Origin of the sequence: Plantibacter sp. RU18 (assembly GCF_050613355.1) — a bacterium.
GTDB lineage: Bacteria > Actinomycetota > Actinomycetes > Actinomycetales > Microbacteriaceae > Plantibacter.
Map to the genome: position 1 here is coordinate 2393951 of NZ_CP159618.1, position 24623 is coordinate 2418573.

Here is a 24623-nt window from a genome sequence, read left to right on the forward strand (position 1 = left end):
GCTGGTCGCCTTTCGTTACGAACTGTGATCGAGTGTACGGCCTCGGCCGTCGGCGGATTGCTGAGGATACCCTCAGGAGTCCGGTCGGTTGGTCTCTCCCCCGAACGCTTGAGCGCTCAGGTCAGCGGGCAGCGCCGGCTGCGAGGGACCGCACGACCTCGGTGACAGCCGGAACGCCGCCGTCCGAGAGTGCCTTCACGAACACCGACCCGACGATCGCGCCGTCGGCGTACTCGAGCACGGAGCGCACCTGCTCGGCCGTGGAGATGCCGATGCCGACGCACGCGTACTCGGCGCCGACGGAGCGCAGGCGGGAGACGAGGGTCTTCGCCGCAGCGTCGAGGTCCTGACGCGCTCCAGTGATGCCCATGGTCGACACCGTGTACACGAATCCACGCGAGTGGGCGGTGACGAGCGCGAGCCGCTCGTCACTCGAGGTGGGTGCTGCGAGGAACACACGGTCGAGCCCATGGCGGTCGCTCGCGTCCAACCAGTCGGCCGCGGAGTCCGGTGTGATGTCCGGTGTGATGAGACCTGCGCCGCCCGCGGCGACGAGGTCTGCCGCGAAGCGGTCGACGCCGTACTGCAGCACCGGGTTCCAGTAGGTCATCACGAGGATCGGGACGTCGACAGCCGCACGGATGGCCTTGATCGCCGTGAAGACGTCGTGGAGGCGGAAGCCCGCGGAGAGCGCGGTGATCGTGGCCGCTTGGATGACGGCGCCGTCCATCACCGGGTCGGAGTACGGGACGCCGAGTTCCAAGACATCCACACCGTTCTCGGCCAGGGCGATAGCGGCGTCGATACTCGTCTGCAGATCGGGGAAGCCGACCGGCAGGTAACCGATGAGTGCTCCGCGGCGGTCGATCTGGGCGTGGTCGATCGCCGCAGCCACGGAAGATGGAGCCGTGTCTGCAGGCGTGGTGGCGGGAACCGAGCCGGTGGTGCTCATGCGCCCTGCCCATCGTCGAGGAGACCGAAGTAGGTCGCAGCGGTCTCGACGTCCTTGTCGCCCCGGCCGGAGAGGTTGACGAGGATGGTCGCTTCGGGCCCGAGCTGCTTGCCGAGCACGATCGCCCCCGCGAGGGCGTGCGCCGACTCGATCGCAGGGATGATCCCCTCGGTGCGGCTGAGGAGACGGAACGCCTCCATCGCCTCGGCGTCGGTCGCAGGCACGTAGATCGCCCGGCCCGTCGCTGCGAGCCACGCGTGCTCCGGGCCGACGCCCGGGTAGTCGAGCCCGGCGGAGATCGAGTGCGACTCGATGGTCTGGCCATCCTCGTCCTGGAGGACGTAGGTGCGGGCACCGTGGAGGACGCCGGGGCGCCCGCGTTCGATCGAAGCAGCGTGGCGCGGCGTGTCGATGCCGTCTCCGGCCGCTTCGACGCCGTAGAGCGCGACATCGGCGTCGTCGAGGAACGCGTGGAAGATGCCGATCGCGTTGGACCCGCCACCGACGCACGCCACGACGGCGTCGGGGAGCTCGCCCGTCAGCTCGAGGAGCTGCGCGCGCGCCTCCTCGCCGATGATCTTCTGGAAGTCGCGCACCATCACGGGGAACGGGTGCGGCCCCGCGGCGGTACCGAAGATGTAGTTGGTCGTCTCCACCGACGCGACCCAATCGCGGTACGCCTCGTTGATGGCATCCTTGAGCGTGCGGGAACCGGTCGTGACCGGGATCACGGTCGCGCCGAGCAGGCGCATCCTGGCGACATTGAGCGCCTGACGTTCTGTGTCGACCTCGCCCATGTAGATGGTGCATTCCAGCCCGAACAGGGCCGCGGCGGTCGCGGTCGCGACACCGTGCTGACCCGCGCCGGTCTCGGCGATCACGCGGGTCTTCCCGATGCGCTTCGTGAGCAGCGCCTGGCCGAGGACGTTGTTGATCTTGTGCGAGCCCGTGTGGTTGAGGTCTTCGCGCTTGAGGAAGATCCGCGCTCCCCCGGCCGAAGCGGCGAAGCGAGGCACCTCGGTGATGATCGACGGACGTCCTGCGTAGTCGCGCAGGAGTGTGGTGAGCTCGTCCTGGAACGTCTCGTCGGCCTTCGCCGTGTCGTAGGCGGCCGCGAGTTCGTCCGTCGCTGCGATGAGCGCCTCCGGCATGAAGCGCCCGCCGAAGTCGCCGAAGAATGGACCGGGCTCATCGCGCAGGCGCGTCGTGACCGGTTCGTCGGGAATGGTGGATGAGGTCATGCGTTGACTCCCAGGAACTGTTCGAGGGTGGCGACCGGGTCGCCGGTGACGAGTGCTTCGCCGACGAGGACGACGTCGGCGCCGTCCTGCCGGTAGGCGGCGACGTCGGAGGCCGCCAGGACAGCGGATTCCGCAACCTTCACCGCGTCGCTCGGGAACCGATCGCTCAGCGTTCCGAAGAGGCGCTGGTCGAGCTCGAACGTGCTGAGGTTCCGTGCGTTGACGCCGATGACGCGGGCGCCGATGTCGGCCGCGCGGGTGAGTTCGTCAGCCGAATGGGTCTCGACGAGCGGCGTCATGCCGAGCTCGATGATGAGCTCATGGAGTTCACGGAGCGTGGACTGCTCCAGGCCTGCGACGATGAGCAGGACCAGGTCGGCGCCGGACGCGCGCGCCTCGAACACCTGGTAGGGCACCGAGATGAAGTCCTTGCGGAGCACCGGGATGCGCACCGACGCGCGGACCGCCTCCAGGTCCTGCAGGGAACCGCCGAAGCGACGCCCCTCCGTGAGGACGCTGACCGCACTGGCGCCGCCCTGTTCGTACAGCGAGGCGAGCAAGGCTGGATCGGGGATGTCGGCCAGCGGGCCACGCGACGGACTGGAGCGCTTCACCTCGGCGATGATCTTGACCTGATCTGCGGGGGCAAGCGCTGCGAGGGCGTCGATGGCCGGGGGCGCTTCGAGGGCGGCCGCCTCCACGATCGCGGACGACCGATTCGTCAGACGCTCTGCAGCGTCCTCCATCGCGCCGGCCATCAGGTCGGCGAGCATGTTCAGTGCTCTTTCGCCACGTACTTGGCGCCGCCGACGCCGTAGCCGGTCTTGGCGAGGATGCCACCCGTGATCCAACCGAGCAGCAGCAGACCGGCCGAGGCCCAGACGAGCACCGGCATGTCGAGCCAGAAGAAGACCGTCCCGGCAGTGAACGCGACCAACATGATGATCACGGCCGTCCAGGCGGCGGGCGAGTGTCCGTGGCCGGGGTCCGAGGGATCGGTGCTCATGATTCTCCTTCTGTGCGAGTGCGGGTTCCAGTGTACCGGGAAGAGGTCGGTGGTTCCGTGCGGCGGGCCACCGGAGCGCAGGTGGCTTGTCGCGTCCGCGCACCCGAGGGCGAGATCAGCGGGTGGGGTCGTCGCCGCGGCTGAGATCGTCCCAGGCGCCGACCGGATCGGCGTCGGGTGCGGTGTCGGTCTGAGCGAACTGCACGGTCTGGTACTTGCGAGACGGGCCCGGCCACAGACGGTGGGTGAGCACGGTGGCGACGCCGGCGAGCGCGAGGAGGATCCCGAGTGCGAGCGTGATGACCGGCCAGGCGGTCAACGACGTCGCCGCGACGAGGTCGATCGTCGACTGTGAGCCCGCGACACCCGTGGCCTCGGTGACGGCTGCACCGCCAGCGGCGGCGGGTGACGCCAGGACGGCGATCGCCGAGTAGGCGACGCACGCGCCGATGATCGTCTCCAGGGAGCCGAGGATGATGCGGAACACCGGGCCGGCGATGGCGAGAGCGGCAACGAGCGCGAGCCCGGCGAGAGCCAGCGCGGACAGCGCGGGGGCTGCGACGGAGCCGACGACGTCGAGCGCTCCCGAGTGCGGGCCGAGGCCGACCAGACTGATCGACAGCCAGGTCTGCGTCCAGGCGGCGAGGATGAGGGCGTCGAAGAGCACCGCCGAGACCAGGAGGATGGTCTTGAGCCGGCGCTGACGTCCGCGCAGTTCTCGTGCGGCGACGTCGTCGTCGGCGGACAGTCCGTCTTCGGGGCGTGACGTCTCGGACCCGACGGCGTCCGACCGCGTCTGCGCCGGCTGTGCCTCGTCGACCGGGGTGCCCTCCAGGGGTGTTCCAGCGGCGTGCGTTGCGTTGGTCTCGTCGTCGGTCATGCGCGTACTCGATTCATGGTGTTGGCGATGGCGACGGCGCTGAGTGGCGCGGCAGCCTTGTCTTGCGATTCCCGGAACTCCGAGAGCGGGTCGGAGTCTGCGACGAGACCGCCGCCTGCTTGGACGTGTGCGACACCATCGATGATGGTCGCGGTGCGGATGGCGATTGCGAGGTCGAGGTCTCCGGAGAAGCTGAAATACCCCACCACTCCTCCGTACACCCCGCGTTGGGCCGGTTCGAGGGCGTCGATGATCTCCAGCGCACGCGGTTTCGGCGCGCCCGACAAGGTACCGGCTGGGAAGGTCGCGCGGAAGACGTCGATGGGGGTCACGCCGTCGGCCGTCGTGCCTTCGACGCTCGAGACGAGGTGCATGATGTGGCTGAACCGTTCGACGCGCATGAACTCGGTCACCTCGACGCTGCCTGCCCTGCAGACCTTGGAGAGGTCGTTGCGGGCGAGGTCTACGAGCATGAGGTGTTCGGCGCGCTCCTTCGGGTCTGCCCGCAGTGCCGCTTCGAGTTCCGCGTCTGCCTCTGGCGTTCCACCCCGCGGTCGGGAGCCGGCGATCGGGTGGGTGAAGGCCCGACCGGACTCGACCTTCACGAGTGCTTCCGGCGAGGAGCCGACGATCGTGTACGGACGACCGTCCGATGCTTCGAGGGCGAGGAGGTACATGTACGGGCTCGGGTTGAGTGAGCGGAGCACGCGGTAGACGTCGATCGGTCGGGCGGTGCACTCCTGCTCGAAGCGCTGCGACACGACGACCTGGAACACGTCGCCGGCGCGGATGTGCTCTTTGGCCACCTCGACGGCGGCGAGGAAGTCCGCCTGTTCCGTGCGGTGGTCCGGTGCCGCACGGGCGTCGGGATCGAGTTCCGCGAGCCAGGCGTCGGTCGGCGCCGCCAGTCCGGCCTGCAGGCGGTCCAGACGATGCTGAGCCTGCTGCCAGAGCTCCGCTGAGCTCTCGAGACCATCGTTCAGCACATTGGCGATGAGGTGGACGAGTCCGCTCCGATGGTCGATCGCGACGAGGTCTGCCGAGAAGGAGAGCGCCTGATCGGGGACCGGGATCTCGCGGGGCGGGCGGTGCGGCAGTCGTTCGATCTGGCGGATCGCCTCCCAGCCGATGAAACCCACCAGTCCGCCGGTCAACGGGGGCAGGCCGGGCGGAGCACTTGTGCGCCAGCGGTCGTGCAGCTGCTCCAGCGCCTGGAGCGGCCCGAGGCCCGTGATGTCGCCGAGCGCGCGTCGAGCTGACAGTCCGTAGTCGAGCCAGTGCGGAGCATCCCCCTGCTGCGTCAGGACGCCGAACGAGGACACGCCGATGAACGAATATCGGGACCAGATGCCGCCTTGCTCTGCTGACTCCAGGAGGAAGCTGCCTGGCTTGCCGAGCGCGAGCTTGCGATAGACCCCCACCGGTGTCTCGCCGTCGGCGAACAGCGTCCTGACCACCGGGATGACCCGATGACCGTCCGTGAGCCCGTTGAACGCTCGCCGCGACGTGGTGCCGATCATGGGTGCTCCGAACCGTCCGTGGAGGTCACGACCCCGTGACGACGTCGAGGGCGCGGCCGTCGAAACAGCTGTGCGTACCCGTGTGGCAGGCGGCACCGTGCTGGTCGACCTCCACCAACAGGGTATCTCCGTCGCAGTCGTACGCGAGAGAGCGCACCAGCTGGATGTGGCCCGAGGTGTCCCCCTTGCGCCAGTACTCGCTGCGCGACCGCGACCAGTACGTGACCCGGCCTTCGGTCATCGTCCGGCGAACGGCTTCGGCGTCCATCCAGCCGAGCATCAGCACTTCCCGGGTGTCCCACTGCTGCACGATGGCCGGCAGGAGACCCTGCGCATTGAAGGACAGCTGGGCGATCGCCGTCTGGGCGTCCGCGCCGACCGGGATGGTGATGTCGGCGCTCATGCGCGCACCGTCCAGCCGGCGCCTGCGAGTTCCTGCTTGACTTCGTCGATGGTGAGCTCGCCGTTGTGGAAGACGCTGGCGGCGAGTACCGCATCCGCGCCCGCAGCGATGGCCGGGGGGAAATCCGCGAGCTTGCCAGCGCCGCCTGAGGCGATCACCGGCACACGACTGACTTCCCGCATCGCGCTGATGAGCGCCGTGTCGAAACCGGCTTTGGTGCCGTCGGCGTCGATGGAGTTGACGAGCAACTCGCCGACACCGCGTTCGATCGCAGCTGCCGCCCAGACGAGTGCGTCGAGTTCTGTCTCCCGACGACCGCCGTGAGTGGTCACGATCCAGCCGGAGGCGCTCCCCTCGTGCCGCTTCACGTCGAGGGAGAGCACGAGCACCTGCGCACCGAACCGGTCCGCGATCTCGTCGAGGAGATCGGGCCGGGCAATCGCAGCACTGTTGACACCGACCTTGTCGGCGCCGCTGGCGAGCAGTCGCGAGACGTCTTCGGTGGAGCGGATGCCACCTCCCACGGTGAGCGGGATGAAGACCTGCTCAGCGGTGCGACTGACGAGGTCGTACGTGGTGTCGCGACCGGCGACCGTCGCGGTGACGTCGAGGAAGGTGAGTTCGTCTGCTCCCTGCTCGGCGTAGCGCTTCGCAAGCTCGACGGGATCGCCCGCGTCGCGCAGGTCGAGGAAGTTGACGCCCTTCACGACGCGGCCGTCGGCGACGTCGAGACACGGGATGACACGGGTGGCGAGTGACACGGAGGCCTCCGCTGGTACGACTGGCGAACTGGTGGTGGGGGCGCGGCTCAGAGGCGTGCCGCGTGGATGGCCGTCACGAGGATGGCGCGGGCGCCGAGCTCGTACAAGCGATCCATGACGTCGTTGGCGTCGCCACGCGCGATCATGACGCGCACGGCGACCCAATCCGGGTCGCGCAGCGGCGAGATCGTCGGCGATTCGATGCCGCCGGCGACCGCCGTGGCCTGCTCCAGGAGCGCGACGGGGAGGTCGTAGTCGACGAGGACGTATTGCCGTGCGACGAGGACACCCTGCAGCCGACGGATGAGCGTGTCCGTGCCGGGTCTCGTCTCCGGAGCGGTGATCAGCACGGCCGTCGACTCGAGGATGACCGGCCCGAAGATCTCGAGGCCGGCTTTGCGGAGCGTGGTTCCGGTCGACACGACGTCGGCGACGGCATCCGCGACACCGAGCTGCACCGCCGACTCGACCGCTCCGTCGAGGTGCACGAGCGTCGCTTCGACACCGGCCGCCTGCAGGAAGTTGCCGACGAGTCCCGGGTAGCTCGTCGCGACGGTCCGGCCGCCGAGGTCCGTCAGTTCGGTGAACTGTCCTTCCGGCCCGGCGAACCGGAAGGTCGAGCCGCCGAAGCCGAGTTCGACGAGTTCGGTGGCGGTGGAGCGGGAGTCGAGCAGGAGATCGCGACCGGTGACCCCGATGTCGAGGGCACCCGAACCGACGTACGTCGCGATGTCGCGGGGACGGAGGTAGAAGAACTCCACGCCGTTCCGTGCATCGACGACATGCAGCTCCTTGGTGTCACGACGAGTCGCGTAGCCCGCCTCCTGCAACATCTCGACGGCGGTCTCGGACAGTGAACCCTTGTTGGGTACGGCGACTCTCAGCATGGGGTGGATCTCATTTCGTGAACGTGTGCGGGTGACGAGGACTGACCGGTGGCGACCTGCGGCGGTCGACTGCCCGGTGGCCTACCGATGGGGACGGGAGACGTGTGCAACGGTTGCGACGGCAACCAGTGCTTCACAGATGTCGGTAGACATCGGCGGGGGTCAGTCCCTTCGCCACCATCATCACCTGCACGTGATACAGCAGCTGGGAGATCTCCTCGGCCGTCTCGACGTCGGTCTGATACTCGGCGGCCATCCAGACCTCGGCGGCTTCCTCGACGATCTTCTTGCCGATCCCGTGCACGCCGCTGTCGAGTTCCCGGACCGTGCCGGAACCCTCAGGCCGCGACTCGGCCTTCATCTGCAGCTCGTCGTACAGCTCGTCGAAGGTTTTCACGTGCCCAAGGGTACCGGTTCCGGGAGGCGCTCCGCGCCGCGCGGTCCCTCGGCCGTGGACGCTGCCTCAGTGGGTGTGCGCCGCCGACTCGGCTGCCGCCCGGAGGAGCGCGATGTTGGCAGCGGGATCGGATCCGCCGTAGACAGCCGAACCGGCGACGAAGGTGTTCGCGCCGGCCTCGGCGGCGATGCCGATCGTATCCGCTGTGATGCCGCCGTCGACCTGCAACCAGACGTCGAGGCCCGTGCGCGCGACCTCCGCCGACAGTGCCTGCAGTTTCGGCATGGTCTCCGGCATGAACGACTGCCCACCGAAACCGGGCTCGACCGTCATGACGAGCACCTGGTCGAACTCCGGCAGGAGTTCGAGGTACGGCTCGACCGCGGTGCCCGGCTTGAGCGCGATCCCTGCCCGCGCGCCGATCGACCGGAGGCGTCGGGCCAGGGCGACGGGGTCGCTCGCGGCCTCGGCATGGAATGTGACCGAGTAGGCGCCGAGTTCGGCGTAACCGGGAGCCCAGCGGTCGGCGTCCGAGATCATGAGGTGCACGTCGAGCGGGACCGGCGAGACGTCCTGGATCCGGCCGACCATCTGCGGCCCGAAGGTGAGGTTCGGGACGAAATGGTTGTCCATGACGTCGACGTGGACGAGGTCCGCCGTCGAGATCCGTTCCAGATCGAGCTGGAGGTTCACGAAATCGGCGGACAGGATGCTCGGATTGATGCGCACGGACATGGTGTCGAGCCTACCGAGCGGGCGGGTCGTCGACGGACGCGATCGGCTTGCGGAGCAGCGCGATATACATCGCGTCGGTTCCCTGGCGGTGCGGCCAGAGTTGCACTGCTCCACCGGGCGCTGCTGCGTCGAGTGGCTCCAGGGTCACGGCGTCGAGGACCTCGGACGTGTCGAGACGCTCCAGACCGGGATGGGACCGCAACGCGCTCTCGACGATCAGACCGGTCTCGCCGACATGCGGCGAGCACGTCACGTAGGCGACGATGCCGCCTGGCGCGAGCGCGAGGATGGCGGCGTCGAGGAGCGAGGCTTGGAGCTTCGTGAGGTCCGCCACATCCTTCGGCGTCTTCCTCCAGCGCGCCTCCGGGCGACGACGCAGGGCACCGAGTCCGGTGCAGGGCGCATCGAGGAGGATGCGATCGTAGGTGCCGGGGTGCGCGCCGGCGAGTTCGGCTCCGTCGGCGGTCGACACCTCGACGTCGAGCGGAACGCCGACGAGCGCGCGCTCGACGAGTCGCGCGCGGGCGGGGACGAGCTCATTCGCATCGAGGTGAGCGCCGCCGGCCAGTGCTTCGGCCGCGAGCAGAGCGGCCTTGCCGCCGGGACCGGCGCACAGGTCGAGCCACCGCTCCCCCGGTTCCACGGACCTCGCCCGCGTGAGAGCCAGTGCCGCGAGCTGGGATCCCTCGTCTTGGACGCGGAGGCGTCCGCCGCCAGCGCCGACCAGCTGGACAGGGTCACCGCCGGCCGAACGGAAGCCGTAGGGCGAGTAGCGGTTGACGTCCGCATCCGCCGGCCGCTCGGCGAGACCGGGCAAGGCGATGAGGGTTCACCTGCGGAGCGACGTTGTCGGCAGCCAGAGCAGCCTCGAGTTCGTCACCTCGATCCTGGAGGTCGAGCGACTGTCGGATGGCGCGGACGACCCAGGACGGGTGCGCGGTGCTGATGGCGAGGCGGTCGATCTCGTTCGTCGCGTCGCCGAGCAGGATCCGCTCCCACTCGGCCGGTTCGGTGCGCGAGATGGTGCGAAGCACGCCGTTGGTGAAGCCCGCCGCGGAGCGTGAGCCGGCGCTGCGGGCGAGCTCCACCGATTCGTTGACGGCTGCGTGGCCAGCGACACGCATCGACAGCAGCTGGTGTGCGCCGAGCCGGAGGACGTCGAGGATGGCGTCGTCGATCTCCGTCACCGGACGGTTGGCTGCGTGGGCGATGACACGGTCATAGTAGCCACGACGGCGCAGCGTGCCGTACGTCAGCTCCGTCGCGAGTCCGGCGTCGGCGGGGTTCAGCTTCGCTTCCGCCAGGCGGTGCGGGAGGAGCAGGTTGGCATAGGCGTCGGAGGTGCTGACGGCATGGATGACGTCGAACGCGACCCGACGGGCCGGTTGGATCGCCCACGGGTCCCGTGGCCGCGTCGGTCGCTGCCGTCCTCGACGCGGTTCCTCGCTGCGGGGGCGCTGCTCGGCTCGACGCTGATCACGGCGGCGATCCTGCTGCTCGCCGCTCATGCTGCCACCAGCCGATCCGCACCGGTCGCGACGCCGCGCCACCAGTCGGCCGCGCCCATCGAGGTCCGGCCGGCCGGCTGCACCTCGAGGAGCTCCAACAGGCCGTCGGCTGTTCCGACGACCACCCGACCGTCGACGAGCATGATCCCCCCTGGTTCCGGTGGCGTCGAACCGGATCCGACCGAGGTCGGCTCTGCCCTGTGGATCTTCAACCGGGTGTCGTCTATGACCGTGTACGCGCCGGGTTCCGGTGTCACCCCACGGATCTGCGCCCAGACCTCGGTCGTCGGACGGCGCCAGTCGATCCGTCCGGCCAGGCCGTCGAGCTTGGGGGCGAGTGAGACCTCGCCCGTCTGCGGCGCAGCTGTGGCTGTCCCTGCCGCGATGCTGTCGACCACCTCGAGCGTGAGTGGAGCGCCCGACAGCGCGAGGCGGTCGAGCAGCTCGCCCGCCGTCTCGCCCCGCGCGATCGGGGTCTCGAGCGTCGCGAAGACGTCGCCGGCGTCGAGGGCCGGCACCAGTTGGAACACCGACGCCCCGGTCAGGGCGTCTCCGGCCATGACGGATCGCTGGACGGGCGCTGCCCCGCGCCAGGCAGGCAGCAGCGAGAAGTGGAGGTTGATCCACCCGTGTTCGGGAGCCGAGAGCAACGGCTCCCGGACGAGCCCGCCGTAGGCGACGATGACACCGAGTTCGGCGCGCAGCGCGACGATCCGCGCTGTCGCGTCGTCATCGAGTCGGGCAGCCTTCAGGATCGGGAGGCCGAGCCGCTCTGCGGCGACGGCGATGGGCGACGGGGTGAGGACGCGCTTACGGCCGAGCGGAGCATCCGGTCTGGTGACCACGGCGACGACCTCGTGTCCGGCGATCACCAGAGCCTCGAGGGTGGGGACGGCGACTGCCGGTGTACCGGCGAAGACCAGCCTCATGCGGTGCGGGCTTCGTGGGAGGGGTGGATCATGACAGCATCTCCGGATCGTCGAATCGTACTCTGAGTGTAGGCGCGGCCTTCGGTGCCCGACGGCCGGGGGTCGGCTTGCGACGCTTCGCAGCCTGAGCGATGACGCTGGCCCTGAGCTGCTCGGCGACAGCCCGCGCGTGCCCGTAGTCGACGCGCAGGATCGCGATGCTGTCGCCTGCCTCGTCGACCGTCGGACCGAGCACGCGACTGCGATACTCGGCGGGAAGCTCGGCGAGAGCGGCATCGACGGCGTCTCGTCGTCCGGTGAGCGTCGCGCTCCTGACCGCGGGCGGGAAGCCCAGTTCCCGGCGCTCGGCGAGCTCCTCGCTCGCGAAACGCGGCTGCTGCCACAGTGCCAGCGCCGTCGCGACCGGGGCCTCGACGCCGATGAGCAGGACCGGCGCGCCCGGGCTCGCAAGGGCGGCGGCGTTCGACCACCAACGCAGACAGTCCTCCGCGACGCGGAGGGACTCCCGAGCGAGCATCCGATCGGCGTCCACGAGCAGCACCGCCGCATACCCGCCGGCAGCGACGGGTTCCGCGCCGCGCGTGGCGATCACGAGAGCGGGCTCGGGACCGACGTCGAGTTTCGGCGCGTCGCCGTCGGAGACCACCACCCGATACCGGGGGAAGGCTCGACCGAGCTCCTCGGCGGTGCGGCCGGTTCCGGCCGTCGTCACGCGGAAGGCCGTGTCGTGACAGGTCTCGCACGACCAGCCGGCCGCCAGATGACCGCACCACCGGCAGGACGGTTGTGCTCGCGCCGTCGCCAGTTGGAGGGGTCCATGACACACCGAGCAGTGTGCCCGGGTGCCGCAGCGCCGGCAGGCGAGGTGTGGCGCGTATCCCGGACGTGCCACCTGGACGAGGACCGGGCCGTGCTTGAGCGCTTCGTCCACGGCACGCCACGCGCTCGAGGGGATCCGAGCCTGGCTCGTCATGGCGTCGTCGCCGCTCGCGCGGGAGATGACGACGCGAGGCCGCGCGGGAGGAGTCGGGAGTACCTCTCGGAGCCATCCGAGTTCGACGAGACGTTGCGTCTCCGTGCTGCGGGAGTGCGCGGCGAACACGAGGCCTGCACCGCTCATCTCCTGGCGGGTGAGCGCGACGTCGCGTGCGTGCACGTATGGAGCGAGCTGCTCCTGATGCAGCGTGTCTCCATCATCCCAGAGGGCGATGAGCCCGAGCTCATGGGCAGGTGCGTAGACCGCGGACCGGTTGCCGACGATGATCCGTGGGACCGGCCAGAGGCCGTTCAGGTACGAGCGGTATCGCTCAGCGGGCGTCTGCTTCGCGTCGGTGCGCGCGACCGCGGATCCCGCGCCAAGCTCATCGAGCGCGACGAGCAGATGTTCGACGTCGCGGTAGTCGGGTACGGCGAGGATCGTGCTGCGGCCGTCGGCGAGCTGGTTCACGGCCAGTGCGGCAAGAGTGAACGCCCAATCGGGGATCGAGACTCCGGCCGCCGTCGCCGTCAGCGTCGGCACAGAGCTCACGGCGTACCGCTCACCGGGAGCGACGCGATCGAGTGTCCCCGGCGCGAACCCGGGGATCGTGCGGCGTTCCACGACCGGTGCCTCTGGAGCCACGCTGGCGGCCCAGGTCTTCTCGACGCGCACCTGCCTCGGTGGGATTGCGAGTCGTAACACGTCCATCGCACTGCCGGCGCTGCGGTCCGCGACTCGGCGGGCGAGCGTCCACAATGACGGAGGCAGCACCGGGACCGGAGACACGACCGATTGCAGCGGGCTCAGCTTCCCTCCGAATTCGCTCGATTCGGCAAGCGCGACGATGAAGCCGTTCGCGGTGCGGCCAGCCGTCCGCAACGAGACGGACACCCGAGCACCGAGAACCGCCTCCGCGGCGAACTCCTCGGGGATCGCGTAGTCGAACAGGTGGTCGAGCTGCGGCAACGGCGAGTCGAGGACCACCCTGGCGACCCTCGCGCCCTCCACCGCTAGATCCCGGCTGCTGACCGCAACGCCTCCACCCGGTCGAGACGCTCCCATGTGAAGTCCGGGAGTTCGCGGCCGAAGTGCCCGTACGCGGCCGTTGCCGCGTAGATGGGGCGGATGAGGTCGAGGTCGGCGATGATGGCGGCCGGACGGAGATCGAAGACGTCGCGGATGGCCCGCGTGATGTCTGCCTCCGGCACGTGTGCTGTTCCGAAGGTCTCGACGTACAATCCGACAGGTGCAGCCTTGCCGATCGCGTAGGCGACCTGCACTTCGAGCCGCTCCGCGAAGCCAGCGGCGACAGCGTTCTTCGCGACCCAACGCATGGCGTATGCGGCCGAACGGTCGACCTTGGACGGGTCCTTGCCGCTGAAGGCGCCACCACCGTGACGGGCAGCGCCACCGTACGTGTCGATGATGATCTTGCGGCCGGTGAGACCGGCGTCGCCCATGGGGCCTCCGACGACGAAGATGCCGGTCGGGTTGATGAGGTGGGTCACGTTCGAGCTGTCGAGCTCGACCGTCGCGAGCACCGGCTCGATGACGTGACGCTGCACGTCGCGGCGCAGCTGCTCCGTGGAGACGCCGGGGTTGTGCTGAGTGGAGACGACGACGGTCTCGACCGTCTTCGGCACGAACCCGTCGTAGCCGATGGTGACCTGCGTCTTGCCGTCGGGCCGGAGGTAGTCGAGCTGACCGGACCTCCGGACCTCGGCCAGTCGCTCGGCGAGGCGGTGCGCGATCCAGCTCGGGAGCGGCATGTACTGCGGGGTCTCCGTGGTCGCGAACCCGAACATGATGCCCTGGTCGCCGGCGCCCTGGAGGTCGTACGCGTCGGCGCTCGCCTGCTCGCGTGACTCGAACGCATGGTCGACACCTGCAGCGATGTCGGCCGACTGCGAGCCGATCGACACGCTCACACCGCAGGAGTCGCCGTCGAAGCCGATGTCGGAGGAGGTGTAGCCGATCGACCGGATCAGGTCGCGGACGATCGTCGGGATGTCGACGTACCCGCGGGTCGAGACCTCGCCGGCGACGTGGACGAGGCCGGTGGTGACGAGGGTCTCCACGGCGACACGGCTGCGCGGGTCCACTTCGAGCAGTGCGTCGAGGATGCTGTCCGAGATCTGGTCGCAGATCTTGTCGGGGTGGCCCTCGGTCACGGATTCGGAGGTGAACAGGCGCAGCTCGGTCATGCGGTCTCCCATGGGAAGTTGTGTATCGGTGCTGGATTGAACGGCCGTCGCGGACTCGCCGGGGCCTGAGCATTCATCACTCTAGCCGAGGGCCCCGACACCGTACGCGCTCATGACAAAGCGCGACGGTCGGCGTCATAAGCCGCCCCACACGACGAATCCGCCGGCCGTCTGGCGGCCGGCGGATTCATCGTGATGATGCTTATTCGGCGATCGGCCGAACCTGGAGCTTGTCCTCGTTGATCTCGTGCATCGCGATCGAGAGGGGCTTGTCCTCGACCGACGAGTCGACCAGCGGGCCGACGTTGTCGAACAGGCTGCCCTCGTGGAGGTCGGCGTAGTAGTCGTTGATCTGGCGCGCGCGCTTGGACGCGAAGATCACGAGCGCGTACTTGGACTCGACCTTGGTGAGCAGGGAGTCGATGGGCGGATCGATGATGCCCTTGAGCTTGTCAGCCATGCAGGTTCACACTCCTCGTGTGGTTGTGTTCGGGGATGAATGGGTCGATGCGGGGTGCGCGTCGGACGTCAATCCCCGTGAATCTTCATCAAGTCTACGACTTCTTGGGCCGCTCGGGCCACGTCGTCGTTCACGACACGGTGATCGAACTCGTCAGCGGCGGCCAGTTCGACCTTCGCGGTGCGCAGTCTGCGCTCGCGCTCCTCCTCGTCTTCGGTGCCCCGACCGACGAGGCGGCGGACGAGTTCGTCCCAGCTCGGAGGCAACAGGAACACCAGTGTCGCCTCCGGCATCGCCGCTCTCACCTGCCTGGCGCCCTGGATGTCGATCTCCAGCAACGCACTGTCGCCGCTCGCGAGCGCGCGCTCGATCGGCTCCCGCGGCGTGCCGTAGCGGTGCGCGTTGTGCACCGTCGCGTGTTCGAGGAGCTGGTCGTCGTCGATGAGGGTGTCGAACTCGTCGTCGCTCACGAAGTAGTAGTTCACCTCGTGCTGCTCCCCCGGACGCGGCTTGCGCGTCGTCGCGGAGACCGAGAGGTGGACCTCGGGATGGTTGTCGCGGATGTACGCCGCCACGGTCCCCTTTCCGACGGCGGTCGGCCCGGCGAGGACGACCAGCCGACTGCGGGCGGTGCCGGGATACCGTTCGGCGATGAATGCTCGCAACCGTTCGCGCTGCAACCGGCCGAGGCCGCCGAGACGCTTGACCGACGAGATCCCGAGCGCCTCGAGGATCCGGCCGAGCTTCGTCACTCCGACGCTCGGGATGCTCAACAGGTACTCGGTGATGCGGATCCCACCCTCGATGCCGTCGGGGTCGGCCGTGGCGGCGTCGAGGACCTGCAACGGGGTGCGTGCACCGGATGCGATGGACGCCTTGACGGTGGCACGCGCACGGCGCTTGCGGACCGCCTCGCGCGAAGCAGCTGCGCGGTCCACCTCCGGCATGGATTTGGACTGCTCGCTCTGCTCGGGGTCAGCCACGGGCGTTCCTCACTGCTGTCGCGGACCGCTCGACGGCGTCGGCGATCCCGGTGGGTCCTGCGGCCAGGATGCTGCGGGACTCGGAGACGATGACACCGGGGGCGAAGGCCCCGTAGATGGACTCGAGGTCGGCGACCGTCGCGCCCTGGTGGCCGAAGCCCGGTGCGAGCACGGGCAGTGTCGTCGCCGGCGCCTCGGTCAGACCGAACTCCGCGAGCTGCAAGGTCGCTCCGATCACGGCGCCGATCGATCCCGTCGCGGCGGGATGGTGCTCGGCGTTCCACGCTGCGATCTCTCGGATGATCCCCGCCGAGACCGTGCGGTCGTCCGGGGTCCGTGCGAGCTGGACGTCTCGACCCTCGGGATTCGAGGTCGCAGCGAGGGCGAACAGGCCCTTGCCGTGCCGCTCGGCGAGGTCGAGCGCCGGGCGGAGCGAGCCGAAGCCCAGATAGGGGTTGACGGTCACGGCGTCGACCTCGAGGGGCGAACCCGGTGTCAGCCACGCTTCGGCGTAGCCCTCCATGCTCGTCCCGATCTCACCGCGCTTGGCGTCGCCGATCACGAGCAGGCCCGCGTCGCGGGCGGCGGCGAGCACGCTCTCGAGCGCGATGTACCCAGCGGACCCGAACCGCTCGAAGAAGGCCACCTGCGGCTTCACGATCCCGGCTCGGCCGGCGGTCGCCTCGACGACAGCCAGGCCGAAGGCCCCTGCCCCCGCCGCGGTGTCGGGCAGGTCCCAGGCCTCGAGGAGGAAGCGGTGCGGATCGATCCCGACGCACAGGCGACCCGACCGGACGAAGACCTCGTCCAGCCGGGTCCCGAACGAGGGCGTCACGAGCGCGCGGCCCGATCGAGTGCGTACTCCTGGAGGGAGCGGACCTCGAACCCCTCCCCGAGGGCCTCGAAGGATCCGACCGCAGCAGTCAGTTGCGCGATCGTCGTGAACAGGGGTTTGTCCGCTGCGACGGCGGCCGCACGGATCTCGTACCCGTCGGCGCGGGCCGACCGCCCGCTCGGCGTGTTGATGACCATGTCGACCTCGTCGCGATTGATGAGGTCGACGATCGAGTCGTCCTCCCCCGCCGCGGTGGTCTCGCTGTACTTGCGCACGGTGCGGGCACTGATGCCGTTCCGGTTCAGCACCTCCGCCGTTCCGTCGGTCGCGAGGATGTCGAAGCCGAGCTGCTGGAGCCTGAGCACCGGCAGGATGATCGAGCGCTTGTCGCGGTCCGACACCGAGACGAACACGGTGCCGCTGGTCGGCAAACCGCCGTACGCCGCTTCCTGGCTCTTCGCGAACGCTCGCGGGAAGTCCTTGTCGATGCCCATGACCTCACCGGTCGAGCGCATCTCCGGGCCGAGCACGCTGTCGACGATCTGGCCGTCCTTCGTCCGGAACCGCTTGAAGGGCAGGACGGCCTCCTTGACGGACACGGGCGAGTCGATCGGGACCCGCGAGCCGTCGACGGGTGGCAGCAGACCGGAGTCCTTGAGCTCGGCGACGGTCGCACCGGTCATGATGAGCGATGCGGCCTTGGCGAGCGGGATCCCGAGCGCCTTCGAGACGAACGGGACGGTGCGGGACGCGCGCGGGTTTGCCTCGATGACGTAGAGGATCCCGGCACCGATGGCGAACTGCACGTTGAGCAGCCCGCGGACGCCGATCCCCTGCGCGATGGTGAGCGTGGCGTTCCGCACGCGATCGATCTCGGCGCGTCCGAGGGAGACGGGCGGCAGGGTGCAGCTCGAGTCGCCGGAGTGGATGCCGGCCTCCTCGATGTGCTCCATGACGCCGCCGATGTAGAGCTCCTCGCCGTCGAACAGCGCGTCGACGTCGATCTCGATCGCGTCGTCGAGGAAGTGGTCGACGAGCAGCGGTTGGTTCGGACCGACGATGCCCTGATCGGCGATGCGCACGAAGTAGTCGGCGAGCGACGCGTTGTCGTAGATGATCTCCATGCCGCGGCCACCGAGGACGAAGCTCGGGCGGACGAGGACCGGGTAACCGATCTCCTCGGCGACGCGCAGTGCGCCTTCGACCTCGATGGCGGTCCCGTTGCGCGGAGCGACGAGGCCCGCGGCGTCGAGGATCTCCTGGAAGAGACCGCGCTCCTCGGCGAGATCGATCGCGGACGGCGTCGTTCCGAGGATCGGGACGCCAGCGGCCTCGAGGCCCTTCGCGAGCCCGAGGGCCGTCTGGCCACCGAGCTGGACCACGACGCCGACGAGTTCACCGGACTCGCTCTCGGCGTGGATGACCTCCAGCACGTCCTCGAGCGTGAGCGGCTCGAAGTACAGGCGGTCGCTCGTGTCGTAGTCGGTGGAGACCGTCTCGGGGTTGCAGTTGATCATGATCGTCTCGAAGCCGGCGTCCTGCAGGGCGAACGAGGCGTGCACGCACGAGTAGTCGAACTCGATGCCCTGACCGATGCGGTTCGGGCCTGAGCCGAGGATGACGACCTTGCGACGGTCGCTCGGGACGACCTCGGTCTCGGTGTCGTAGCTCGAATAGTGGTATGGCGTGAGGGCTGGGAACTCGCCCGCGCAGGTGTCGACCGTCTTGTAGACGGGGCGCACGCCGAGGATGTGGCGGACCTCGCGCACCTCCTGCTCGCCGAAGCCGCGCAACTGGCCGATCTGGGCATCAGAGAAGCCGTGGTTCTTGGCCGTGCGGAGGACTTCGGTGTCGAGCCGTTCGGCCTCCGAGATCCATTCGGCGACGTCGTTGATGAGGACGATCTGGTCGATGAACCACGGATCGATCTTCGTCGCCTCGAACACCTGCTCGGCCGTTGCGCCCTTGCGGAGCGCCTGCTGCACGACGACGATGCGCCCGTCGGTCGGGGTCTTCATGACCTCGAGCAGCTCGTCGACGCCGCGGGACTCGTCGCCCCAGTGGAAGCTCGACCCACGCTTCTCGAGTGAACGGAGCGCCTTCTGCAGGGCGGTCGCATAGTTGCGACCGATCGCCATGGCTTCACCGACCGACTTCATGGTGGTGGTGAGCGTCGGGTCTGCGGCCGGGAACTTCTCGAAGGCGAATCGTGGGACCTTGACCACGACGTAGTCGAGCGTCGGCTCGAAGCTCGCGGGCGTGACCTTGGTGATGTCGTTGGGGATCTCGTCGAGGCGGTAGCCGATCGCCAGTTTCGCTGCGATCTTCGCGATCGGGAAGCCCGTCGCCTTCGACGCGAGTGCGCTCGAACGCGAGACGCGCGGGTTCATCTCGATGACGATGATCCGGCCGTCCGCGGGGTCGACGGCGAACTGGATGTTACAGCCACCGGTGTCGACGCCCACGGCGCGGATGATGTCGATGCCGATGTCGCGGAGTTTCTGGTACTCGCGGTCCGTCAGTGTGAGCGCCGGGGCGACAGTGATCGAGTCGCCGGTGTGCACACCGACCGGGTCGACGTTCTCGATCGAGCACACCACGACGGTGTTGTCGGCCGTGTCGCGCATGAGCTCGAGTTCGTACTCCTTCCAACCGAGGATCGACTCCTCGAGGAGGACCTCGGTCGTGGGGCTCTGGTGGAGACCGTCGCCGACGATCCGGCGGAGCTCCTGCTCGGTGTAGGCGAAGCCGGAGCCCAGACCGCCCATGGTGAACGATGGACGGACGACGAGCGGGTACCCGAGGTCGGAGGCGAACTGGACGGCCTCCTCGACCGTGTGGGCGATGTGCGAACGGGCGACATCCGCACCGGCGTCGAGGACGAGCTGCTTGAAGATCTGGCGGTCCTCGCCCTTGTTGATCGCCTCGAAGTTCGCGCCGATGAGCTCGACGTCGTACTTCTCGAGGATGCCGTGCTCGTGCAGCTGGATGGCGGCGTTGAGGGCCGTCTGGCCGCCGAGCGTCGGGAGGATCGCGTCGGGCTTCTCCTTGGCGATGATGGTCTCGATGACCTGCCAGGTGATGGGTTCGACGTAGGTCGCGTCGGCGAAGTCCGGGTCCGTCATGATCGTGGCGGGGTTCGAGTTCACGAGGATGACACGGACGCCCTCCTCTCGGAGGACGCGGCATGCCTGCGTGCCGGAGTAGTCGAACTCGGCGGCCTGCCCGATGACGATCGGCCCGGAGCCGATGACGAGAACGCTGTTGATGTCGTCGCGCTTGGGCACTAGTTGTTCTCCTTGGTGCTGGCAGTGGTGGCATGGGTGACGACCAGGTCGCGGAACCGGTCGAAGAGATAGGTGGCGTCGTGCGGGCCTGCCGCGGACTCCGGGTGGTACTGCACCGAGAAGGCGGGGATGTCGATGCAGTTGAGGCCTTCGACCACCTCGTCGTTCAAGCTGTAGTGACTGACCTCGGCGAGACCGAAGCCCGCCGGGGTCTCGTGCTGGCCCTCGATCGGCAGATCGACGGCGAACCCGTGGTTCTGCGAGGTGATCTCGACGCGGCCGGTGGCCTTGTCGAGCACCGGCTGGTTGATGCCACGGTGCCCGAACGGCAGCTTGTAGGTCTCGAAGCCGAGGGCACGCCCGAGCAGCTGGTTGCCGAAGCAGATCCCGAAGTACGGCACACCGGCGCGGAGCACGTCCTGCAGGAGTGCGACGTGCGCATCGCTGGCTCCCGGATCACCCGGCCCGTTCGAGAAGAACAGCGCGGACGGCGCGAGGGCGAGGACCTCGGCTGAGGTGACCGACTGCGGCAGGACGATGACGTCGAAGCCGCGTGCGGCGAGATGGTTGAGCGTCGAGGTCTTCACGCCGAGGTCGAGCACCGCGACGGAGCCGACCTTCTCACCGACTGCCGGGACCGTGTACTGCTCGGCGGTCGAGACCTGACCGGAGAGGTTGAGACCGCTCATCTCCACGCCGGCCCGCACCAGGCTGAGCTGCTCGGCCCCCGAGAGCTTGAAATCCTCACCGGAGAACACACCGGCTCGCATCGAGCCCGCGGAACGGATGTGGCGAGTCACCGCGCGGGTGTCGATGCCGCTGATGCCGACGATGCCGTCCTCGACGAGCTCGTCGTCCAGGGATCGGTCCGCTCGGAAGTTGGACACGACACGCGATGGGTCGCGGACCACGTAGCCGGCGACCCAGACCCGGGAGGACTCCATGTCCTCACGGTTCACGCCGGTGTTACCGATGTGCGGAGCGGTCATGAGCACGATCTGGCCCGCGTAGGACGGGTCGGTCAGCGTCTCCTGGTAGCCGGTCATGCCGGTTGAGAACACGACCTCGCCGAGAGTGCGGCCGGTGGCGCCGTAGGCATGACCGACGTAGCGGTTCCCGTCCTCGAGGACGAGGACTGCTGGGCTGGGTGGAGTGAAGGAGGAGGTCATGATTCGCTCTCGTTCTGCGTGCGGATTCGGTCGTCGTGGGTGGGGGCCGCATCGACGGTGTCTGGGGTGTGGGCGGGCCGCGTATCGCTCTGCACAGGCGTCGCCATGGTGGTGATGAGATCGGAGACCGCGTCCATGAGCCTGGCGCGGTCCGACTGCTCGACGACGCGGAAGGTGCTGTCCGCGGTCACGTGTTCGGTCGCGCGCCAGCTCAGTCGGACAAGGCCGCCCGGCTCGACCACGCGGTCGATGGTGAGGTTCGTCTGATCGATCCCGACGATGCTCGCCGCGGGGATGAAGGTCTCGTGCTCGCCGGGGACGTCCAGGACGACTCCGGCCGGGCCGAGCTCCAACGTGATGCGCGAGCGATATCCGAGGCCGGGGAGGGCCAATCGTTCGAGCGGTTGGTCATGCTTCGACGTCGCTACGTACAGGAGCCTGAAGACCTCGGTCGGGACTGGACGCGGTTCGGGCAGTTGCGGGAGCGGGCCGACGGTCGCATCACGCGCAACGCGGCGCCGCCACGCGGACACCATCAGCGCGAGGACACCGAGGAGGACGAGGGCGACGATGATCGCGGCGAGGACACGTCCGTCCATCAGCGCTGCACCTCCGCCTGGAGCGCGGCGTGGCGCGCTGACGCAGCGACCTGTTCTGCGGGCAGTACCGATCCGTCGGCGACGGTCGCGTACCCCTGGTGGAAGGTGCTGACGACTCGCCCCGGAAGCTCGAGACCCAGGTAGGGCGAGTTCACGCCTTTCCCGGCGAGGTCGACGGTGCCGAACGGGCGACTCGCGGACGTGTCGTACAGGACGAGCTCGGCCGGTGCGCCGAGTTCGATGGGTGCACCCTGGCCCGCGAGTCGTCCGATGCGGGCAGGCGTCGCGGAGAGGACCCGTGCGACATCGGTCCAGTCGAGGAGACCGGTCGCCACCATCGAGGCGTGTACGACCGACAGTGCGGACTCGAGGCCGACCATGCCGTTCGCGGCAGCGTCCCACTCGCAGTCCTTGGCTTCGACCGGATGCGGTGCGTGGTCAGTCGCGACGATGTCGATCGTGCCGTCAGCCAGAGCCGCGCGCAGTGCTTGCACGTCCTCGGCGCGGCGCAGCGGCGGGTTGACCTTGTACCGTGCGTCGTAGCTCGACACGAGTTCCTCGGTGAGCAGCAGGTGGTGCGGCGTGACTTCGGCCGTGACGGGGATACCCCGCGCTTTCGCCCACCGGATCACGTCGACCGAACCGGCCGTCGACACGTGGCAGATGTGCAGGCGAGAGCCGACGTGCTGGGCCAGGAGTACGTCCCGCGCGATGATCGACTCCTCAGCGACCGCTGGCCAGCCCACGAGGCCGAGCTCGCCTGACAGGGCTCCCTCGTTCATCTGGGCGCCGACGGTGAGTCGCGGTTCCTGGGCGTGCTGCGCGATGACACCGTCGAACGCCTTGACGTACTCGAGGGCGCGCCGCATGAGGAGCGGATCCGAGACGCACATGCCGTCGTCGGAGAAGACCCGGACCTTCGCACGCGAGGACGCCATTGCGCCCAGTTCCGCGAGGCGTTCGCCCGCGAGCCCGACCGTGACCGCGCCGATCGGCTGGACGGTCGCGTATCCGGCGAGCTCGCCGAGCGAGCGCTCCTGCTCGACGACACCTGCCGTGTCCGCCACCGGTGAGGTGTTGGCCATGGCGAACACCGCGGTGAACCCGCCTGCGGCAGCGGCGCGGGTACCGGTCAGGACGGTCTCGCTCTGCTCGAAGCCGGGCTCTCGGAGATGGGTGTGCAGGTCGACGAGTCCGGGGAGGGCGAGGAGTCCGTCGGCGTCGACGACCGTTGCGCCGGATGCACTGAGGCCGGAACCGAGCTCGGCGATGCGGCCGTCGCGCAGGAGGACGTCGGTGCGCGTGCCGTCGGCCAACGTGGCGCCGGTGATCAGCGTCGTGGTCGTGTTCGGGGTGGTCTCAGACACGTGGGGTTTCCTCTCGATCGCCGGACAGCAGCAGGTACAACGCGGCCATCCGGACGGACACGCCGTTCGCGACCTGTTCGAGGACGGTCGACTGTGGCGAGTCCGCTGCCCCGGACGAGATCTCCAGTCCGCGGTTCATCGGTCCGGGGTGCATCACAATGCTAGTCGGCTCGAGACGCGCGAGGCGCTCGTCGTCGAGCCCCCATCGCCTCGAATACTCCCGGCTGTTGGGGAAAAACGCCGCATGCATACGCTCCGACTGGATGCGGAGCATCATCAGCACGTCCGGGCGCCTGGCGATGGCGTCGTCGAGGTCGTACAGCACGGTCGCGGGCCAGGGGCTGAGGTCGACCGGGAGGAGCGTGGGTGGAGCGACGAGCGTGACCTCGGCGCCGAGCGTGTCCAACAGCCACACATTGGACCGGGCGACCCGTGAGTGCAGGATGTCGCCGACGATCGTGACGGCGATCCCGTCGAGATCGCGGCCGCGCGATGCCGAGCCGTGCAGGCGCTTGCGCATCGTGAAGGCGTCGAGCAGTGCCTGCGTCGGGTGCTCGTGCGTCCCATCACCGGCGTTGAGGATGCCCGCATCGATCCAGCCACTGTCGGCGAGGGTCTGGGGTGCTCCGGACGCCGAGTGCCGGATGACGACGGCGTCTGCGTGCATGGCGGCGAGCGTCTGCGCCGTATCCTTCAGGCTCTCGCCCTTGGAGACGCTGGACCCCTTGGCGCTGAAGGTGATGACATCCGCAGACAGACGCTTGGCGGCTGCTTCGAAGGAGATGCGGGTGCGGGTGGAGTCCTCGAAGAAGAGGTTCACCACCGTCTTGCCGCGCAGCGTCGGGAGCTTTCGGACCTCGCGGTCCTGGGTCTGCGCCATGTCCTCGGCCACGTCGAGGATCTCGATGGCCTCAGCGCGGGTGAGGGTCTTGGTGGACAGGAGGTGCCTCATGCGTGGCTCCCGTCGATGCTGACGGACTCTTCACCGTCGAGTTCGGAGAGGCGGACGTAGATCCGCTCCGACTGCGAGGACGGCAGGTTCTTGCCGACGAAGTCCGGACGGATCGGGAGTTCGCGATGGCCGCGGTCGACGAGCGCCGCGAGCCGGACGATCCGCGGACGGCCGAGGTCCGTCAAGGCGTCGAGCGCGGCGCGGATGGTGCGGCCCGAGTAGAGCACGTCGTCCACGAGGATGACGGTTCGGCCGTCGATACCCTCCGGAGGGAGCGTCGTCGGCTGCGGCACGCGAGTCGGATGCTTCGCGAGGTCGTCGCGGTACATGGTGACGTCGAGCGCACCCGAGACGATCGTCGTCCCGGAGATGGCCGAGATGGACTCGGCGATACGCCTTGCGAGGATGACCCCGCGCGTCGGTATCCCGAGGATCACCAGGTCGTCAGCACCGCGATTGGACTCGAGGATCTCGTGGGAGATCCGAGTCAACGCTCGCGTGATGTCAGCTTCGTGCAGCACGATACGTGCGCTCATCGCCGACTCCCTTCTCCGCCTCTCTGGACGGTC

General features: G+C 68.7%; 22 protein-coding genes and 2 pseudogenes. All 24 read right to left on the reverse strand.

Annotated elements, in window-relative coordinates; genetic code table 11:
• Positions 1-121: 121 nt before the first annotated feature.
• Positions 122-952 (reverse strand): tryptophan synthase subunit alpha, encoded by an 831-nt coding sequence (gene trpA, locus ABMA10_RS11500; RefSeq protein WP_347868784.1) that lies wholly within the window; start codon positions 950-952, stop codon positions 122-124.
• A complete protein-coding gene (gene trpB, locus ABMA10_RS11505) occupies positions 949-2193 on the reverse strand; it encodes a tryptophan synthase subunit beta (protein WP_347868785.1) in 1245 nt (414 codons plus the stop codon). Before trpB ends, trpA begins: the two co-directional genes overlap by 4 nt.
• Positions 2190-2966: an indole-3-glycerol phosphate synthase TrpC gene (gene trpC, locus ABMA10_RS11510; protein ID WP_347868786.1), complete on the reverse strand. Its 777-nt coding sequence runs from the start codon at positions 2964-2966 to the stop codon at positions 2190-2192. The genes trpB and trpC overlap by 4 nt, the downstream gene beginning before the upstream one ends.
• Positions 2967-2968: 2 nt before the next feature.
• Entirely contained in the window at positions 2969-3199 is a 231-nt protein-coding gene (locus ABMA10_RS11515; RefSeq protein ID WP_431030570.1) for a DUF6704 family protein, read from the reverse strand.
• A 115-nt stretch (positions 3200-3314) separates the two neighbouring features.
• Positions 3315-4079 carry a Trp biosynthesis-associated membrane protein gene (locus ABMA10_RS11520; protein ID WP_347868788.1) on the reverse strand — a complete coding sequence of 255 codons (765 nt, stop codon included), beginning with the start codon at positions 4077-4079 and terminating at the stop codon, positions 3315-3317.
• On the reverse strand, positions 4076-5599 hold the full coding sequence (locus ABMA10_RS11525) for an anthranilate synthase component I (protein ID WP_347868789.1): 1524 nt from the start codon (positions 5597-5599) through the stop codon (positions 4076-4078). Before ABMA10_RS11525 ends, ABMA10_RS11520 begins: the two co-directional genes overlap by 4 nt.
• Before the next feature lie 25 nt (positions 5600-5624).
• Entirely contained in the window at positions 5625-6002 is a 378-nt protein-coding gene (gene hisI / locus ABMA10_RS11530) for a phosphoribosyl-AMP cyclohydrolase (RefSeq protein WP_347868790.1), read from the reverse strand.
• Complete coding sequence (gene hisF, locus ABMA10_RS11535; protein ID WP_347868791.1) at positions 5999-6763, reverse strand: imidazole glycerol phosphate synthase subunit HisF; 765 nt, start codon at positions 6761-6763, stop codon at positions 5999-6001. The genes hisI and hisF overlap by 4 nt, the downstream gene beginning before the upstream one ends.
• Positions 6764-6810: 47 nt before the next feature.
• Positions 6811-7650, reverse strand: a complete 840-nt coding sequence (gene hisG / locus ABMA10_RS11540; protein WP_347868792.1) for an ATP phosphoribosyltransferase — start codon at positions 7648-7650, stop codon at positions 6811-6813.
• Between the two features lie 133 nt (positions 7651-7783).
• Positions 7784-8047 carry a phosphoribosyl-ATP diphosphatase gene (locus ABMA10_RS11545; RefSeq protein WP_347868793.1) on the reverse strand — a complete coding sequence of 88 codons (264 nt, stop codon included), beginning with the start codon at positions 8045-8047 and terminating at the stop codon, positions 7784-7786.
• 66 nt (positions 8048-8113) lie between these two features.
• The gene (gene rpe, locus ABMA10_RS11550) at positions 8114-8782 is read right to left on the reverse strand and encodes a ribulose-phosphate 3-epimerase (protein WP_347868794.1); all 669 of its coding nucleotides are present in this window, start codon (positions 8780-8782) and stop codon (positions 8114-8116) included.
• A gap of 10 nt (positions 8783-8792) precedes the next feature.
• Positions 8793-10290, reverse strand: a pseudogene (locus ABMA10_RS11555) (RsmB/NOP family class I SAM-dependent RNA methyltransferase).
• Positions 10287-11219: a methionyl-tRNA formyltransferase gene (gene fmt, locus ABMA10_RS11560; protein ID WP_347868795.1), complete on the reverse strand. Its 933-nt coding sequence runs from the start codon at positions 11217-11219 to the stop codon at positions 10287-10289. The pseudogene ABMA10_RS11555 and the gene fmt overlap by 4 nt, the downstream one beginning before the upstream one ends.
• 28 nt (positions 11220-11247) lie before the next feature.
• A complete protein-coding gene (locus ABMA10_RS11565) occupies positions 11248-13182 on the reverse strand; it encodes a primosomal protein N' (protein WP_347868796.1) in 1935 nt (644 codons plus the stop codon).
• Between the two features lie 26 nt (positions 13183-13208).
• The gene (gene metK / locus ABMA10_RS11570; protein ID WP_347868863.1) at positions 13209-14402 is read right to left on the reverse strand and encodes a methionine adenosyltransferase; all 1194 of its coding nucleotides are present in this window, start codon (positions 14400-14402) and stop codon (positions 13209-13211) included.
• A 202-nt stretch (positions 14403-14604) separates the two neighbouring features.
• Entirely contained in the window at positions 14605-14862 is a 258-nt protein-coding gene (rpoZ, locus tag ABMA10_RS11575; protein ID WP_347868797.1) for a DNA-directed RNA polymerase subunit omega, read from the reverse strand.
• Positions 14863-14930: 68 nt separating this feature from the next.
• Positions 14931-15809 (reverse strand): guanylate kinase, encoded by an 879-nt coding sequence (gene gmk / locus ABMA10_RS11580; protein WP_347868864.1) that lies wholly within the window; start codon positions 15807-15809, stop codon positions 14931-14933.
• 28 nt (positions 15810-15837) lie between these two features.
• Entirely contained in the window at positions 15838-16680 is an 843-nt protein-coding gene (pyrF, locus tag ABMA10_RS11585; RefSeq protein ID WP_347868798.1) for an orotidine-5'-phosphate decarboxylase, read from the reverse strand.
• The gene (gene carB / locus ABMA10_RS11590; RefSeq protein WP_431030571.1) at positions 16677-19967 is read right to left on the reverse strand and encodes a carbamoyl-phosphate synthase large subunit; all 3291 of its coding nucleotides are present in this window, start codon (positions 19965-19967) and stop codon (positions 16677-16679) included. The genes pyrF and carB overlap by 4 nt, the downstream gene beginning before the upstream one ends.
• Positions 19967-21136, reverse strand: a complete 1170-nt coding sequence (carA, locus tag ABMA10_RS11595) for a glutamine-hydrolyzing carbamoyl-phosphate synthase small subunit (RefSeq protein WP_347868800.1) — start codon at positions 21134-21136, stop codon at positions 19967-19969. The genes carB and carA overlap by 1 nt, the downstream gene beginning before the upstream one ends.
• Positions 21133-21735 (reverse strand): hypothetical protein, encoded by a 603-nt coding sequence (locus tag ABMA10_RS11600; RefSeq protein WP_347868801.1) that lies wholly within the window; start codon positions 21733-21735, stop codon positions 21133-21135. Before ABMA10_RS11600 ends, carA begins: the two co-directional genes overlap by 4 nt.
• Positions 21735-23102 carry a dihydroorotase gene (locus ABMA10_RS11605; protein WP_414693669.1) on the reverse strand — a complete coding sequence of 456 codons (1368 nt, stop codon included), beginning with the start codon at positions 23100-23102 and terminating at the stop codon, positions 21735-21737. Before ABMA10_RS11605 ends, ABMA10_RS11600 begins: the two co-directional genes overlap by 1 nt.
• Complete coding sequence (locus ABMA10_RS11610; RefSeq protein WP_347868802.1) at positions 23095-24054, reverse strand: aspartate carbamoyltransferase catalytic subunit; 960 nt, start codon at positions 24052-24054, stop codon at positions 23095-23097. The genes ABMA10_RS11605 and ABMA10_RS11610 overlap by 8 nt, the downstream gene beginning before the upstream one ends.
• Positions 24051-24593, reverse strand: a pseudogene (pyrR, locus tag ABMA10_RS11615) (bifunctional pyr operon transcriptional regulator/uracil phosphoribosyltransferase PyrR); the annotation flags it as partial. The gene ABMA10_RS11610 and the pseudogene pyrR, both read right to left, overlap by 4 nt.
• Positions 24594-24623: the final 30 nt, after the last annotated feature.

Bases quoted from the DNA above. Each gene is read 5' to 3' on its own strand.
- trpA (WP_347868784.1), bottom strand. From the start codon at position 952: ATGAGCACCACCGGCTCGGTTCCCGCCACCACGCCTGCAGACACGGCT.
- trpB (WP_347868785.1), bottom strand. From the start codon at position 2,193: ATGACCTCATCCACCATTCCCGACGAACCGGTCACGACGCGCCTGCGC.
- trpC (WP_347868786.1), bottom strand. From the start codon at position 2,966: ATGCTCGCCGACCTGATGGCCGGCGCGATGGAGGACGCTGCAGAGCGT.
- ABMA10_RS11515 (WP_431030570.1), bottom strand. From the start codon at position 3,199: ATGAGCACCGATCCCTCGGACCCCGGCCACGGACACTCGCCCGCCGCC.
- ABMA10_RS11520 (WP_347868788.1), bottom strand. From the start codon at position 4,079: ATGACCGACGACGAGACCAACGCAACGCACGCCGCTGGAACACCCCTG.
- ABMA10_RS11525 (WP_347868789.1), bottom strand. From the start codon at position 5,599: ATGATCGGCACCACGTCGCGGCGAGCGTTCAACGGGCTCACGGACGGT.
- hisI (WP_347868790.1), bottom strand. From the start codon at position 6,002: ATGAGCGCCGACATCACCATCCCGGTCGGCGCGGACGCCCAGACGGCG.
- hisG (WP_347868792.1), bottom strand. From the start codon at position 7,650: ATGCTGAGAGTCGCCGTACCCAACAAGGGTTCACTGTCCGAGACCGCC.
- rpe (WP_347868794.1), bottom strand. From the start codon at position 8,782: ATGTCCGTGCGCATCAATCCGAGCATCCTGTCCGCCGATTTCGTGAAC.
- fmt (WP_347868795.1), bottom strand. From the start codon at position 11,219: ATGAGGCTGGTCTTCGCCGGTACACCGGCAGTCGCCGTCCCCACCCTC.
- metK (WP_347868863.1), bottom strand. From the start codon at position 14,402: ATGACCGAGCTGCGCCTGTTCACCTCCGAATCCGTGACCGAGGGCCAC.
- rpoZ (WP_347868797.1), bottom strand. From the start codon at position 14,862: ATGGCTGACAAGCTCAAGGGCATCATCGATCCGCCCATCGACTCCCTG.
- gmk (WP_347868864.1), bottom strand. From the start codon at position 15,809: ATGCCGGAGGTGGACCGCGCAGCTGCTTCGCGCGAGGCGGTCCGCAAG.
- carA (WP_347868800.1), bottom strand. From the start codon at position 21,136: ATGACCTCCTCCTTCACTCCACCCAGCCCAGCAGTCCTCGTCCTCGAG.
- ABMA10_RS11600 (WP_347868801.1), bottom strand. From the start codon at position 21,735: ATGGACGGACGTGTCCTCGCCGCGATCATCGTCGCCCTCGTCCTCCTC.
- ABMA10_RS11610 (WP_347868802.1), bottom strand. From the start codon at position 24,054: ATGAGGCACCTCCTGTCCACCAAGACCCTCACCCGCGCTGAGGCCATC.